At 69.4% G+C, this 13,596-nt stretch carries 12 protein-coding genes; 7 read left to right on the plus strand and 5 right to left on the minus strand.

The genetic code is table 11. The features are described from left to right. Positions 1-2: 2 nt before the first annotated feature. A complete protein-coding gene (locus ABRP18_RS05505; protein ID WP_349885685.1) occupies positions 3-1,322 on the minus strand; it encodes an MFS transporter in 1,320 nt (439 codons plus the stop codon). Between the two features lie 255 nt (positions 1,323-1,577). Between ABRP18_RS05505 and ABRP18_RS05510 the strand changes: the two genes are divergently transcribed. Further along, the gene (locus tag ABRP18_RS05510; protein WP_193762565.1) at positions 1,578-2,852 is read left to right on the plus strand and encodes a sensor domain-containing protein; all 1,275 of its coding nucleotides are present in this window, start codon (positions 1,578-1,580) and stop codon (positions 2,850-2,852) included. Positions 2,853-2,885: 33 nt separating this feature from the next. Here the strand turns inward: ABRP18_RS05510 and ABRP18_RS05515 are convergent, their stop codons facing one another. From ABRP18_RS05515 to ABRP18_RS05525, 3 genes are read right to left on the minus strand one after another with little or no spacing between them, the layout of a single operon-like run. Next, entirely contained in the window at positions 2,886-4,331 is a 1,446-nt protein-coding gene (locus ABRP18_RS05515) for a dihydrolipoamide acetyltransferase family protein (protein WP_349885686.1), read from the minus strand. Beyond that, positions 4,328-5,356, minus strand: coding sequence for an alpha-ketoacid dehydrogenase subunit beta (locus ABRP18_RS05520; RefSeq protein WP_058632472.1), 1,029 nt, complete (start codon positions 5,354-5,356; stop codon positions 4,328-4,330). Before ABRP18_RS05520 ends, ABRP18_RS05515 begins: the two co-directional genes overlap by 4 nt. Further along, complete coding sequence (locus ABRP18_RS05525) at positions 5,353-6,471, minus strand: thiamine pyrophosphate-dependent enzyme (RefSeq protein WP_141370211.1); 1,119 nt, start codon at positions 6,469-6,471, stop codon at positions 5,353-5,355. The genes ABRP18_RS05520 and ABRP18_RS05525 overlap by 4 nt, the downstream gene beginning before the upstream one ends. A 150-nt stretch (positions 6,472-6,621) precedes the next feature. On the opposite strand from ABRP18_RS05525, the gene ABRP18_RS05530 reads away from it, so the two are divergent. The 5 genes from ABRP18_RS05530 to ABRP18_RS05550 all read left to right on the plus strand — a co-directional run bounded on the left by ABRP18_RS05530 (position 6,622) and on the right by ABRP18_RS05550 (position 11,794). Beyond that, on the plus strand, positions 6,622-7,059 hold the full coding sequence (locus ABRP18_RS05530; protein ID WP_058632470.1) for an Lrp/AsnC family transcriptional regulator: 438 nt from the start codon (positions 6,622-6,624) through the stop codon (positions 7,057-7,059). A gap of 162 nt (positions 7,060-7,221) precedes the next feature. Beyond that, positions 7,222-8,802 carry a DUF222 domain-containing protein gene (locus ABRP18_RS05535; RefSeq protein WP_349885687.1) on the plus strand — a complete coding sequence of 527 codons (1,581 nt, stop codon included), beginning with the start codon at positions 7,222-7,224 and terminating at the stop codon, positions 8,800-8,802. Between the two features lie 59 nt (positions 8,803-8,861). Continuing rightward, positions 8,862-10,301, plus strand: a complete 1,440-nt coding sequence (locus ABRP18_RS05540) for an aldehyde dehydrogenase family protein (RefSeq protein WP_058632468.1) — start codon at positions 8,862-8,864, stop codon at positions 10,299-10,301. A gap of 2 nt (positions 10,302-10,303) precedes the next feature. Next, positions 10,304-11,539, plus strand: a complete 1,236-nt coding sequence (locus tag ABRP18_RS05545) for a GMC family oxidoreductase (RefSeq protein ID WP_349885688.1) — start codon at positions 10,304-10,306, stop codon at positions 11,537-11,539. Positions 11,540-11,551: 12 nt separating this feature from the next. Further along, on the plus strand, positions 11,552-11,794 hold the full coding sequence (locus ABRP18_RS05550) for a GMC oxidoreductase (RefSeq protein ID WP_349885690.1): 243 nt from the start codon (positions 11,552-11,554) through the stop codon (positions 11,792-11,794). 20 nt (positions 11,795-11,814) lie between these two features. On the opposite strand, the gene ABRP18_RS05555 is transcribed toward ABRP18_RS05550, so the two are convergent. Continuing rightward, positions 11,815-12,426, minus strand: coding sequence for a TetR/AcrR family transcriptional regulator (locus ABRP18_RS05555; protein WP_046748880.1), 612 nt, complete (start codon positions 12,424-12,426; stop codon positions 11,815-11,817). 140 nt (positions 12,427-12,566) lie between these two features. On the opposite strand from ABRP18_RS05555, the gene ABRP18_RS05560 reads away from it, so the two are divergent. Beyond that, entirely contained in the window at positions 12,567-13,592 is a 1,026-nt protein-coding gene (locus ABRP18_RS05560) for an ABC transporter substrate-binding protein (RefSeq protein WP_349885691.1), read from the plus strand. The last annotated feature ends 4 nt before the right edge of the window (positions 13,593-13,596 follow it).

Consider the following 13,596-nt stretch of genomic DNA (forward strand, 5'->3'; position numbering starts at 1 on the left):
CTTCAGCTGAGCAGGTCCACGCCGTTCGTCTCCTTGACGAGCGAGACGCCGATCAGCGAGATCACGGATGCCACCGCGATGTACACGCCGATCGTCCAGGCCGCGTGGAACTGGTTCATCAGCGCCTCCGCGATCATCGGCGCGAACGCTCCGCCGAGGATCGCACCGAGGGCGTAGCCGATGGAGACGCCCGAATAGCGCACGTTCGCGGGGAACATCTCCGCGTACAGGGCTGCCTGCGGGCCGTAAGAGAGTCCGAGCGCGAACGTCATCACGAACAGTGCCACGAAGTACCAGAGGATGTTCGCGGTGTCGATGAGGAACCACATCGGCACCGCCCAGAGTGCGAGCGCCACATAGCCGATCTGGAACGTGCGGATGCGGCCGAGCCGGTCGGAGAGGTGTCCGCCCCACAGGGTGAAGATGAGCCACCCGAACGAGGCGAGGGTGGTCGCCAGCAGCACCGGGGGTCGGTCCATGCCGAGGGTGGTGACGGCGTAGGTCGCGAAGAACGCGATGAGCAGGTACCCCGCCGCGTTGTTCGCGATGAAGATGATCGCGGTGAGGACGACCTGCTTGGTGTTCTGACGGAAGAGCCGGCGCAGGGGAGCGGATGCCTCCTTGCGGCGGCGCCGCAGGTCCTCGAACACCGGGCTCTCATCGACCGCGCGTCGGATCACGTAGCCGACCGCGATGAGCACGATCGAGAGCAGGAAGGGGATGCGCCAGCCCCACTCGAGGAAGGCCTCCGGCGACATCGAACTGGTGAGCACCCACAGGGTGGAAGTGGCAAGGATCATGCCGACGGGGACGCCGATCTGCGGGAACGCCCCGAAGAGTCCTCTGCGGCTGTTCGGCGCGTGCTCGACGGCCATCAGGGCGGCTCCGCCCCATTCGCCACCCGCGGAGAATCCCTGCACGATGCGGAGCAGGATCAGCAGGATGGGCGCGGCCACGCCGATCGCGGCATACGTCGGAAGGAGGCCTATCAACGACGTGGACAGGCCCATCATGACGAGGGTGAGCACGAGCATCTTCTTGCGACCGAGCTTGTCGCCGAGGTGGCCCGCGACGATCGCGCCGAGCGGGCGGAAGAGGAAGGAGATGCCGATTGTCGCGAACGAGAGCACCTGGGCGAAGCCGGGGTTCTCCTGTGCGATCGGAGCCAGGAAGAGGGGCGCGAGCACCAGCCCCGCTGCTTGCGCGTAGATGAAGAAGTCGTACCACTCGATCGACGTGCCCACGAGGGTGCCGGCGAGTACGCGCCGTTCTTCGGCGGGCATCCGTGTGGATGGGGTGCGGTCGGAGACTGCTGACGTCATGAGAACTCCATTGTTCTGCGATTCCGGGGGAGAGAGCACTGTGGCGGTGCTCGGGACTTTCCTAACCGAATGATCGGTCAGTAATTGCCGAGCGTACCGCATCGGGGTTGCGTGGAACGTATGCGTTCGAGGGCATGCGATCGGTCTCGGTCTGATCTCGACACGGTCGCCCTTCTCGCGCCATCGAGTCCGGGAACCCTACGATCAACGCAGGGGGCGCCGGATCGGCGCTGTATGACAAATCGGAGGGTTCGCATGGCGCGTTCTGGAATCGCTCGCATCCACGTCGGAGGAATAGCGGTCGCCGCACTTCTCGTGCTCTCCGGCTGCGCGCCGGGGGCCGATCCCGAGCCGACCGCTGCTCCGGAGACGACGTCGCCACCGGAGCCCTATACGGGGCCCGCGATCTTCGTCGGTGAGGAACTGGAAGGATTCCTGTTCACCGCCGACGAGATCGGTTCGCTCCTTCCCGGCTCGACCGACATCGGTGAGCCGTCCTCCGTTCTCGAGCAGATCTCCGATGGCGGCGGCCCGGCGATCGTCCCGGAGGTCTGCGGCGCGCTGTTCGCCGAGCAATCGTTGTGGAGCGTCGGGTCGCGCAACGTGTCGTGGACGACGACGGCCGACTCGGACTATCGCTTCGGGCAGATGCTTGCTCTCCAGTTCGCCGATGAAGCGCATGCACAGGCGCGACTGGACCAGCTCGTCGACGCGGCGGCACAGTGCGCGAGCTTCGACTACAACGGCCCTGCCTCGTTCGAATCCGTCACTCCCGCGGCCTCGGACAACGTGCGCGCACTGGCCGGCACGTTGACGCTGCCGGAGATCGAGGGGGGATGGTCGACGTTCAGTGCCTACGCCACGGTCGGGAACGTTCTCGTGCAGGTATCGCAGTCGCTCGACGGAGAGGCCCGGCCGGATGCCGAAGCCGTCGCGGAGAAGCTCCAGGAGCGAGCGGAACAAGCTCGCGCCGCGTTGATGGACAAGCTCACCGCGAACCCCCCGACGGAGCAACCGGAACCTGCTGAGAATGCCTCGGCCCCCTGGGGTGACTGGATGATCACGGCCGGCGGTGTCGGGCCGATCCGTCTCGGAGACCCCGTCGACGAGGCGATCTCTGCGGCGCGAGCGGCGCAGGTGATCCCCCCGCCCTTCCCGGGCGACCCCTCGAAGCTCGTGAACGACGCGGGCACGAGCTCGATGCTCGTCCAGGCGACCGAAGACGGCGCCGCCGTCGCATCCGTCACCGTCGGCGACGCCCGCTCCGTCTCCGGGACGACTCAGGTCGGCGCGGACCTCCCGGCGATCGACGGACTTCGCGTGGGGGCTCCGGTCGCGGACGTGGTCGCGGCGTACCCGCAGGGCACGACGGTCTCGGTCGTCTCCTCCGAGGAGCATTGGTACGACATGGCGTCGCGCGATGGTCGATTGCTGCGGTTCCATGCCGATCGCGATGTCGAGGAGCCGGGCGCCACGATCATCGGCATCACGGTGGAGGACGCCACGAAGCGTCCGCTCGTGTTCGGCTGACCCGGAGGCGCGGCTCAACCGAGCGCGCAGCGCCTACACCCTCCCGAATGCCCGCAACGGATGCTCGATGAGTTCGGTCACCCGGCGCAGGAAGCCCGCGGCGTAGCCTCCGTCGCATACCCGATGGTCGAACACCAGCGAGATCTGCACGATGCGGCGGGCGGCGATCGCTCCGTCCACGACCCACGGGCGCTCGATGATCCGGCCGATCCCGAGGATGGCCACGTCGGGATGGTTGATGATCGCGGCCGAACCGTCAACGCCCAGGCCTCCGTAATTGTTGAGCGTGAAGGTCGATCCCCGCAGCCGCTCCGGTGGCATCGCGCCGGTGCGGGCCGTGGTGGTGAGTTCGCGCAGCGCCGAGTCGAGCTGGGTCACGGAGAGGGCATGGGCGCGGGAGACGACCGGGACCAGGAGCCCTCGTTCGGTGTCGGCGGCGATGCCGAGGTTCACTCCGTCGAAGGAGAGGATCTCGTCCCCGTTCTCGCTGAGGCGCGAGGCCAGCACGGGGTACTCCTCGAGGGCGAGCAGGACGAAGCGGGCGAGCAGTGCGGTCACCGACGGCGCCTTGCCTCCCTCCGGAGCCATCCGCGCACGCAGATCCCACAGCTCGGTGGCGTCGACATCCACCCAGACCGTGGCCTCGGGGATCTCGGACCGGCTGCGGGAGAGCTTCGCGCTGACAGCCTTGCGCAGCGGCGACATCCGCTCGCGCGCGCGCACCTCGAGACCGTCGACCGTCTCGCCTGCTTCGGGGCCCATGCCTGTTCCTGGCGTCGTCCGGCCGCTGTCGTGTGCGGAGGCGCCGTCGGCCACTGCGTCGACCGCGCCGTCCACCGCGGCACGCAGCACGTCGGCGCGGGTGATGGCACCATCGGCGCCGGTCGCTGTGATCGAGTGGACGTCGAGACCGAGGTCTCGCGCGAGACGACGCACGAGTGGGGAGCGGACGGCGACGGGGCGCCGCTCGGACGATCCAGCGGGCGAAGTGCCCGCAAGCGTCCCCGATGCGGAGTGGATCGTCGTCGATGCGGGGTGAATCGTCGTCGATGCGACCGGGGGGCGCCGCCGTCCCTTGGTCGCACGAGCGGTGGTGCCGTAGCCGATGAGGACGTTCCCTGAGCCCGCGCGTTCCTCCTCGCGGTACGCCTCGTGCTCGGGCTGGGCCGGTGGAGCGGGAGTCGCCGGTGATTCGGGAGCCGCCGCGGAAGACGGGGAGTCCGCCACCTCGAGCACGGGGGCGCCGACGTCGATCGTGTCCCCGGCGGTGCCGTGCAGAGCCGTGATGACTCCGGCGAACGGCGACGGCAGCTCCACGATGCTCTTCGCGGTCTCGACCTCGGCGATCGGCTGGTCCGTCACGATGGTGTCGCCGACCGCGACGAGCCACTGTACGAGTCCGGCCTCGGTCAGCCCCTCGCCGAGGTCGGGCAGTCGGAACACCCGCGTGCCCGTCTGCGGCTTCACCGGAGTGCTCATGATTCGTCCTCCCAGTGCAGGGTGTCGATCGCATCGAGCACGCGGTCGACGTCCGGCAGGTACCAGTGCTCGAGCTTCGGAGGTGCGTAGGGCGTGTCGAATCCGGTCACCCGTCGCACGGGCGCCGCCAGGTATTCGAAGCAGCGCTCGAACACGCGTGCCTGGATCTCGGAGGCGACGCTCACGTAGCCCGGCGCCTCCGCGATGACCACGGCACGGCCTGTCGACTTCACGGCGGCCGTCACGGTGGCGTCGTCGAACGGCGAGAGGGAGCGGACGTCGACGACCTGCACGCTCCGCCCCTCCGCAGCGGCCACCTCGGCGACCTCCAGTGCGAGCGGCACGGACGAGCCGTACGCGAGGAGCGTCACATCCGTGCCGTCGCGGGCGATACGCGCCGAACCGAGCTCCGTGGTGACTGAGGTGTCGACCTCGCCCTTGCTCCAGTACAGCTTCTTGGGCTCGAGGAAGATCACCGGGTCGGGCGAGGCGATGGCCGCACGCAGCAGGGAGTACGCGTCCTGCGGAGTGGCCGGGCTGACGACCGTGAGCCCGGGGGTGTGGGCGTAGTAGGCCTCGGACGAGTCGCAGTGGTGCTCGACGCCCCCGATGCCGCCCCCGAACGGGATGCGGATCACCAGGGGCATGCGCATGCCACCGCGCGTGCGGTTGCCGAGCTTGGCGACATGGCTCACGACCTGTTCGAACGCGGGGAGGGCGAAGGCGTCGAACTGCATCTCGATCACGGGGCGCAGCCCGTTCATCGCCATCCCCACCGCGGTGCCGACGATCCCGGACTCCGCGAGCGGGGTGTCGAAGCAGCGGTCCTCACCGAAGCGTGCGGTGAGTCCATCCGTGATGCGGAAGACGCCACCGAGGGCTCCCACATCTTCGCCGAAGACCACCACGTCCGGATCCGACTCGATGGCGTCGGCCAGTGCCCTGTTCAAGGCGGCGGCCATAGTCATCGTGGTCGTCGTGGTGGCTCCGCTCTCGATGCGCGTGTCGTCCTGTGCGATCGTCATCGGTGGCCTCCGGTCGTGGCGTGCTCGGCGTCGGCGAGACGCGAGCGTTCGATCTCGTCGCGCAGCAGGTGCCACTGCTCGTCGAGCTGAGGGGAGCGGGTCGCGGTCACGAAGCGGAACAGGTCTTCGGGATCGAGGTCTGCGTCGGTGTTCAGAGCTGCCCTCATCGCCGCCGCGATCTCCTCGGCACCCGAGGCGAAGCGCTCCTCGGCGGCGGCGTCGAGCGCCCCTGTCGCAGTGAGATGCGCGCGCAGGCGCAGGAGCGGGTCGCGGGCGAGCCAGGCCTGCACTTCCTCGCGCTCGCGGTAGCGGGTGTCGTCGTCGGCGTTGGTGTGCGCCTGCATGCGATAGGTGTGCGCCTCGACCAGGGAGGGGCCGCCCCCGGCGCGGGCGCGGTCGACGGCTTCCGTGAGCACCGCGAGGACCGCGGCCACGTCGTTGCCGTCGACGCGCTGCCCCGGCATGCCGTAGCCGACCGCCTTGTGTGCCAGGGAGGGGGCAGCGGTCTGCCGGGAGAGGGGCACCGAGATGGCGAACTCGTTGTTCTGCACGAAGAACACGACCGGGACATGGAACACGGCGGCGAAGTTCATCGCCTCGTGGAAGTCGCCCTCGCTCGTGGCGCCGTCGCCGCAGAGCGCGAGCACGACGGTGTCCTCACCGCGGTGCTTCGCCGCCTGCGCGAAGCCGACCGCGTGCAGGAGCTGGGTCGCGAGCGGGGTGGCCTGTGGGGCGACGCGGTGCGCGCGCACGTCGTAGCCCGAGTGCCAGTCGCCCTTGAGGAGCACCATCGCCTCAGCGGGAGCGATGCCGCGGGCGATCACCGCGACCGAGTCGCGGTACGTGGGGAAAAGCCAGTCGGTGTCACCGAGCACCATCGCCGCTGCCACCTGGCATGCCTCCTGACCATGTGACGAGGGGTAGACCGCGAGGCGGCCCTGGCGGACGAGCGCGCCCGCCTGGTCGTTGATGCGTCTGCCTTCGACGAGCCCGCGGTAAGCGGCGAGCAGGACGTCGGCGGCGGGGAGCGCGTATGCCTCGTCGGGGAGGGTGGTCCCGTCCTCGTCGATCAGTCGTACCGCGGTGTCTCGCGGGAGCATGTCATGGGGGTGCATCCGTCCGCCTTCCTTGCCGAACTCGATGAGGACAGCATGCCGCGCATGCGACAGTCATCCAAGAACCGCTGCGCAATCATGGACGATTGCGCTCGCCGTGTCAGAATGGCCTCCGAAGTGTCAGTATTTCCCGGAGGAGAGAGGGGTGCCATGGCGGCGCTCGACGACACGGATCGCGCGATCCTCGCTGAGCTGCGGCGGGATGCTCGCGCGTCGATGACCGCGATCGCCGAGTCGGTGCACATCTCCCGCGCCGGAGCGCACGCGCGGATCAAGCGACTCACCGACGCCGGGGTGATCACGGGGTACACGGTGCGCACCGACCCCGTACTGCTCGGACACCACGCGAGCGCCTATGTGACGCTCGCGATCGAGCAGGCCACGTGGCAGGAGGTGAGCGCGCGGCTCAGGGTGATCCCCGAGATCGAGCACATGGCTCTGGTCGGGGGCGACTTCGACGTGCTGCTGCTCGTGCGGGCCAACGACGCCCGCGACCTCCGTCGCATCGTGCTGGAGGACATCCAGGCGATCCCGTCGATCCGCTCCACACGGACGATCCTGATCTTCGAGGACTCCGACCTGGTGTGAGGGTTCTCCTGTCGGATACGACGGGGGAGGTGGGTTCGTGTTGTGGAGTGTTGATTGGGCTCTCTACGGGTGCAGGAGGAGTAAGTCAGGCGTACTGGAATATTGCTCTGAACGGGGGTTATCCGGCCTGGGAATGTCGGTGGCCCTCTGTTGAATCGACGTATGGAAGGCACTCCGGCAGCGGTTCTCGACGACACGGTCGTCGCTCTCGACGCCGTTCTGCGATCGGGCGCGGTGGGCGCTCTCGACCCACAGGAGATGATGAACCTGCTGCGGGTCGCGGGCGAGATCCAGCGACGCGCGGAGGCCGTGGTCGTCGAGGCCGTGGCGAGCGTCGATCAGCGTCCTGCCGGGTCGGGAGAGCCGGCGTTCTGCGGACTGTTCGGCTGCCGCTCGATGAACGAGTTGCTGCAGCGTGTGCTCCGCACCGACGCGGTGGGTGCCGCGCGCCTTGTGAAGGGCGCGCGCTTGGTGCGACGCGATGTCGACCTCTCCTCCGGAGAGTGGCTGCCGGCGCGGTGGCCGGCGCTGCGCGAGGCCCTCCTCGACGGGGCGATCGGCGTGACCGGGTTGCTGGCTGCGACGGGGCCGATCGAGCAGGCCGGTCCGCGCGTGCGCGTCGCCGACCGGTGGGAGGCGGACGCGTACCTGGCGGGAGTCGCTCGTGGCGCGGAGAGCGACGACGGTGCCGAGAACGAGCCCGGTCCGGCACCGACGCCCGAGGATCTGCGGGTGCAAGCTCAGCTGATCGTGCAGTACCTGGACCCGGACGGGGCGGAGCCGGCTGAGGACATCGCGTTGCGAGCGCGGGGTGTGGTGTTGGGGCGCGCCAAGGACGGCGTCATCCCGGTCCGCGGCGCGCTGTTGCCGGAGGTCGCGGGGCAGCTGCAGCGGATCTGGGACGCGTATCTGAACCCGAGGGTCGACGGTCCGCCGCTTCCCGGTGTCCACTTCGTACCGTCCGCGGAGCTCGAGGATTCCGACGCCGGGAGTCCACATGCTCCGGTGTCGCCGGATGACGATGTGCTTCCGTCCGGGGACCCTGGCGGGATGATCGACGCGCGCACGCGGGCACAGAAGCAGCACGACGCTCTCGCGGCAGCTCTGGGGATAGCGGCCCGACACGACGAGATGCCGCGGCTGGGCGGTGCTGCCCCGACTCTCGTGGTCACGGTCGGTGCCGAGGATTACGCCACGGGGCGGGGCTGGGCGCAGGTCGACGGGGTCGACACGCCTGTCTCGACCCGCGTCGCCGCGCACACGGCGTGCGGCGGTTCGATCCAGCGGGTCGTCTACGGGGCCGGCGGAAGGATCGTCGGGCTCGGGTCGAGCGACCGGATCTTCACCCCGGCGCAGCGCCGCGCGATCTGCGTGCGGGACCGCGAATGCCTCATTCCCGGGTGCCACGTCCCGGCCGCCTGGTGCGAGATCCACCACGTCACGGAGTACGCCCGTGGGGGTCCCACCCACACCGACAACGGGGTGGCGCTCTGCTGGCACCATCACCGCACGTTGGACACCTCAGGTTGGCAGATCCGCATGCGTGGGGGAGCGCCGCAGGTGCGAGGGCCGGCGTGGTGGGACCCGGTGCGGCGATGGCGCACCCCGCGACCGGCGACGGGGACTCGAACCGATCGCGAGAGGCCTGCTCGCCGCGCACCTGCCAGCGGGCGCATCGTTCGCGCGAGGACATCTTCGGCGCGCTCCGCGACAAGTGCGGCGGGAAGGGGCATCCGAGAATGAGAGGAAGGCCGGCGGCCACTCCGCCATCGGTCAGCGCCACGCTCGAAGGAGAGACACCGATGTCCGATTCCGCAGCTTCCGCAGCCGCCGCGCTGCTCGACCGCATCCAGGCGCCGGAAGGCGAGGGCCGTGAGATCCCCGATGCTGCGACCCGCGAGGTCATCGGCCGTGCACCCGTCGCCGCCGTGGACGACCTCGACGACGCGATCGCCCGTGCGAAGGCTGCGCAGCCCGCGTGGGAGGCGCTCGGTCACGAGAAACGGAGCGAACTGCTCCTGGCCGCGGCCGACGCGATCGATGCGAACGCCGAGGGTCTGGCCTACCTCCTGTCGCGGGAGCAGGGGAAGCCGCTCAACGGCCCGAACGCGCGGTTCGAGCTCGGTGCCTGCTCGGCATGGCTGCGCACCAATGCCAGCACCGTGCTCGAGTCGCAGGTGCTCGTCGACGACGAGACGCTGCACGCCGAGCTCGTCTACAAGGCGGCTGGTGTCGTCGGAGCCATCGGGCCGTGGAACTGGCCGCTCATGATCACGATCTGGCAGATCGGGCCGTCGCTGCGGATGGGCAACACGGTCGTCGCGAAGCCCAGCGAGTACACCCCGCTGAGCGTGCTCGCGATGATCGCGGTGATGAACGAGGTGCTGCCAGAGAATGTGCTGCTCGGCGTCTCCGGAGACCGTGAGGTGGGCGCTCGCCTCGCGTCACACCCCGACATCGCCAAGATCATGTTCACCGGCTCGACAGCGACCGGTCGCCGCATCATCGAGAGCTCCGCAGGCAACCTCGCCCGCCTCACGCTGGAGCTGGGCGGCAACGACGCGGGCATCGTGCTTCCCGGCACGGACGCGTCGGCCATCGCCGAAGACCTCTTCTGGGGGGCGTTCATCAACACCGGACAGACCTGCGCAGCCATGAAGCGCCTCTACGTGCACGACTCCGTCTACGACGAGGTCGTGGACGCACTCGCCGCGATCGCCGAGCAGGTGCCGATGGGCAACGGACTCGACGAGGGCAACGTGCTCGGACCGCTGCAGAACCGGCCGCAGTTCGACATCGTCAGCCGCCTGGTCGACGATGCGAAGAGCCGCGGTGCCCGGATCGTCACCGGCGGCGAGCCGGCATCCGACCTCGGCGAGCTGTTCTACCGGCCCACCATCGTCGCCGACATCGACAACGATGCGGCGCTGGTGCAGGAGGAGCAGTTCGGTCCCGCACTCCCCGTCATCCGCTACAGCGACGTCGACGAGGCCTTCGCGCTCGCGAACGCCCTCGACGTGGGCCTTGGCGCCTCGGTGTGGGCCAGCGACCCGGAGGAGGCCCGCGCCGTCGCTGCGCGCATGCAGTCCGGCACGGTGTGGATCAACTCGCACGGTGGGCTGCACCCCATGGTGCCGTTCGGCGGTGTGAAGAGCTCGGGCTACGGGCTGGAGTTCGGCGTCGAGGGACTCAAGTCCGTCGCCGTCACCCAGGTCGTCTCCGGACCGGGCCGGAAGGCCTGAGCGTGACCGCGGCGAACAGCGGCGCGGTGCGCTCCGCCATCGTCGTCGGGGCCGGCACCTCGGGGGCCATCGTCGCCCGGCGTCTCGCCGACGCCGGGGTCGCCGTCACGCTCGTCGAGGCCGGCGGCTACGACACGAACCCGGCCATCCACGACCCGTCGCGGGCGGGGGAGCTCTGGCACTCCGCCGAGGACTGGGACTTCTTCACCGTGCCGCAGCCGCACGCGGCCGGTCGACGTCTGCATCTCCCTCGCGGCAAGGTCACCGGCGGCTCGCACGCGCTGAACGCCATGATCTGGGTGCGCGGCGCGGCCTCCGACTACGACGCGTGGGAGGCCGCCGGCGCGACGGGATGGGGCTGGGCCGAGGTCGAGCCGATCTACGACGCGATCGAGAACGACCTGCTGCCCGTGACCGACGATTATGCGCTCTCGCCCATCCAGGCTTCGATCATCGACGCCGCCGTCGAGGAGGGGCTGCCGCGCAACCCGAACTACAACGGGGGCACGCTCGACGGGGTCTCACAGGAGCAGGTCACGATCAAGGACGGCCGTCGGGTCAACACCTGGACGGCCTACGCGCAGCCCGTCGCCGACCGGATGACGATCCTCACCGGCCGCGCCGTCCACTCCGTGATCGTGCGCGACGGGCGCGCGGTCGGCATCCGGCTGGGGGAGGGCGATGAGACCGAGGAAGTGTTCGCGGACGAGATCGTCCTGTCGGCGGGAGCGCTCGGCACGCCCGTCATCCTGCTGCGCTCGGGCATCGGTCCCGCCGACGAGCTGAGTGCGCTCGGCATCCCCGTCGTGCACGACGCCTCCGCTGTGGGCAAGAACCTGCACGACCACCTCCTCTCCCCGGTGATCTTCGCGACCGAGAAGAAGCCCATCGGCCCGCCGCAGTCGGGGGTGTCCGTCACGCAGAGCCACCTGTTCTGGCGCAGCCGCGACGGCCTCACGCAGCCGGACACGCAGCCCATCCACTTCTCCGTGCCGATGTGGGGCGACCTGGAACCGCGGGGCGACGACGGGTTCACGCTCATGGCGGGCCTGGTGACGCCGTACAGCCGCGGCGAGCTGCGCCTCACCGGTCCCGGCCTCGACGACCTGCCGCACATCGACCTGGCGGCACTGGAGGATCAGCGCGATGCCGACGCCCTCGCCGCCTCCGTGCGCCAGTGCCGCCGCATCGGCGCACAGCCTGCGCTCGCCGAGGAGTGGGGAGCGGTGGAGGTGTAACCCGGGCCGGACGTGACGGACGACGATGTGGAGGACTGGGTGCGCCGCACGGCCATCACTTACCACCACCAGGTCGGCACCTGCCGCATGGGCAGCGACCAGGAGTCCGTGGTCGATCCGCAGCTCCGGGTACGCGGGATCGACGGGCTGCGTGTGGTCGACGCCTCCGTCATGCCGACCGTGCCCACCGGCAACACCAACGCGCCTGCGGCCATGATCGGCGAACGCGGCGCGCGGTTCATCCTCGCAGGCTGAAGGCAGGACGACGGATGCGATCAGCGGGCGGGCGGGACGGAGGGGCGACGGAGCGTCGACAGCAGCGCGTCGAGGCCGTCGTTCAGCCGCCCGTCGCCCGCCGAGTCCGGCATCAGCACCGAGATCATCTGCCACCCCGCATTGCGCGACGCGATCTCGTTCACTGCGGTCTCGATGTCGATGCCGTCGGCGAGCTCGCCGTCGTCCCTGGCCTCGATCAGACACTGGCGGAACAGGTCCCGCCAGTGCAGGTTGTTCACGCGGTGGATCCTGGTGACCTCGTCGTCCTGCGACGCGTGATCCCAGAACGCGATGACCACCTTGGCGTACAGCGGGCCGTTCGGGCTGTAGGGGAGGATCTCCCTGCACATCCGCTCCAGAGCCTCGAGTCCTCGGACGCCCTCGATGCGGGCGTGGATGCGGTCGTTGGCGAGCGAGTACAGACGGAGGAACGCCGCCGTGAGGACGCTCCTCTTGTCGGGGAAGTACCGGGCGATCGCTCCATGCGCGTAGCCGGCCTCCGTGGCGATCTCGCGCATCGTGAGGTTGTCGAAACCGACGCGGATGATCACCTGTGTCGCCGCATCGGCGATGTGGGTCCTGCGTTCCTCATGGTCGACGATCTTGGGCATCGCGCCCCCCTCTCCGGTCCTGCACTCTCACATCCACGATTCTCCATTTGCTGTTTTTAGTCACCAAACGGTGACTAATGTAACCCGATCGTAATCAACAAAGTACTAAGCGCGACTACGATCTTTAAAATCACCAACCGGTGACTAACTCGAAGAGGAGTTCTCATGAACGTCACAAGACTCGCACGTCGCGCCTCCGGCGCCCTCGTGGTGGCCGGGACGCTCGCGCTCGCAGCCTGCACCTCCGCCCCGCGTCCTCCTCCGGCGGCGACGGCGAGCTGACGACGCTCAAGGTCGCGACCATCGGCCTCGTCTCCGACGGGGCGCTGATACGGGGACAGGAGCAGGGCTTCTTCGAGGAGGAGGGGCTGAAGCTGGAGACCTCGGTGGTCGCCAACCCGCCGGCCGGACTCGCCGCCGCGCAGGGCGGACAGGTCGACATCGCGTACGCCCCCAGCATCCCGCTGCTGAACGCACTCAGCAGCGGCGTCCCGCTGAAGGTCGTCGCACCGGCGGACGGATTCGTCGCCGGAGCGGCTGACGCCGAAGACCCCGCGACCGTCGACGACACCGGTCTGTTCGCCTCCGCCGCCAGCGGCATCTCCTCGGTCGCGGACCTGAAGGGGGCGACCATCGCCATCCCCGCGCGCAAGGCGCAGCTCGAAGTCGTCATCTCCGATGCCCTCGACCGTGCCGGCGTCGACCCCGGCTCGGTGGAATGGGTCGTCCTGGACTTCACCTCGGCGGTCGCCGCGCTGCAGAGCGGCACGGTCGATGCGGCGGGTCTCGTCAGTCCCTTCACCGCGGAGGCGGATGCGGCGGGTGCGGTGCAGCTCGACTCGCCGTCCGTCGGTTTCTTCGAGGAGGGCGCCGTGGGGCTGTGGACCGCGGGGAAGAGCACGATCGCGGCGAAGGCCGATGCCATCGCCGCCTTCCAGCGCGCTGTCGCCAAGAGCAACGCCTACGCGAACGAGCACCCGGAGGACGCGATCCAGGCCGGGATCGACGCCACAGGCTCGACGCTGACGGTCGACGACGTCAAGCTGCCGTTCTGGCCGGCCGAGGTGGCGCCCGTGGATCTCGAACGCGTGAACGACAAGCTCGTCGCCCTCGGCTTCCTCGCGGCTCCGGTCGACCTCGAAGGCGTCGTCCTCGCCGCCGGATGATGCT

The sequence above is a fragment of the Microbacterium sp. WHRI 7836 genome, from assembly GCF_040223885.2.
GTDB classification, from domain to species: Bacteria; Actinomycetota; Actinomycetes; order Actinomycetales; family Microbacteriaceae; genus Microbacterium; species Microbacterium oxydans.

What these genes read in the sequence shown, in the direction of transcription:
- ABRP18_RS05505 (WP_349885685.1), bottom strand. Translation starts at nt 1,322, where the DNA reads ATGACGTCAGCAGTCTCCGACCGCACCCCATCCACACGGATGCCCGCC.
- ABRP18_RS05510 (WP_193762565.1), top strand. Translation starts at nt 1,578, where the DNA reads ATGGCGCGTTCTGGAATCGCTCGCATCCACGTCGGAGGAATAGCGGTC.
- ABRP18_RS05515 (WP_349885686.1), bottom strand. Translation starts at nt 4,331, where the DNA reads ATGAGCACTCCGGTGAAGCCGCAGACGGGCACGCGGGTGTTCCGACTG.
- ABRP18_RS05520 (WP_058632472.1), bottom strand. Translation starts at nt 5,356, where the DNA reads ATGACGATCGCACAGGACGACACGCGCATCGAGAGCGGAGCCACCACG.
- ABRP18_RS05525 (WP_141370211.1), bottom strand. Translation starts at nt 6,471, where the DNA reads ATGCACCCCCATGACATGCTCCCGCGAGACACCGCGGTACGACTGATC.
- ABRP18_RS05530 (WP_058632470.1), top strand. Translation starts at nt 6,622, where the DNA reads ATGGCGGCGCTCGACGACACGGATCGCGCGATCCTCGCTGAGCTGCGG.
- ABRP18_RS05535 (WP_349885687.1), top strand. Translation starts at nt 7,222, where the DNA reads ATGGAAGGCACTCCGGCAGCGGTTCTCGACGACACGGTCGTCGCTCTC.
- ABRP18_RS05540 (WP_058632468.1), top strand. Translation starts at nt 8,862, where the DNA reads ATGTCCGATTCCGCAGCTTCCGCAGCCGCCGCGCTGCTCGACCGCATC.
- ABRP18_RS05555 (WP_046748880.1), bottom strand. Translation starts at nt 12,426, where the DNA reads ATGCCCAAGATCGTCGACCATGAGGAACGCAGGACCCACATCGCCGAT.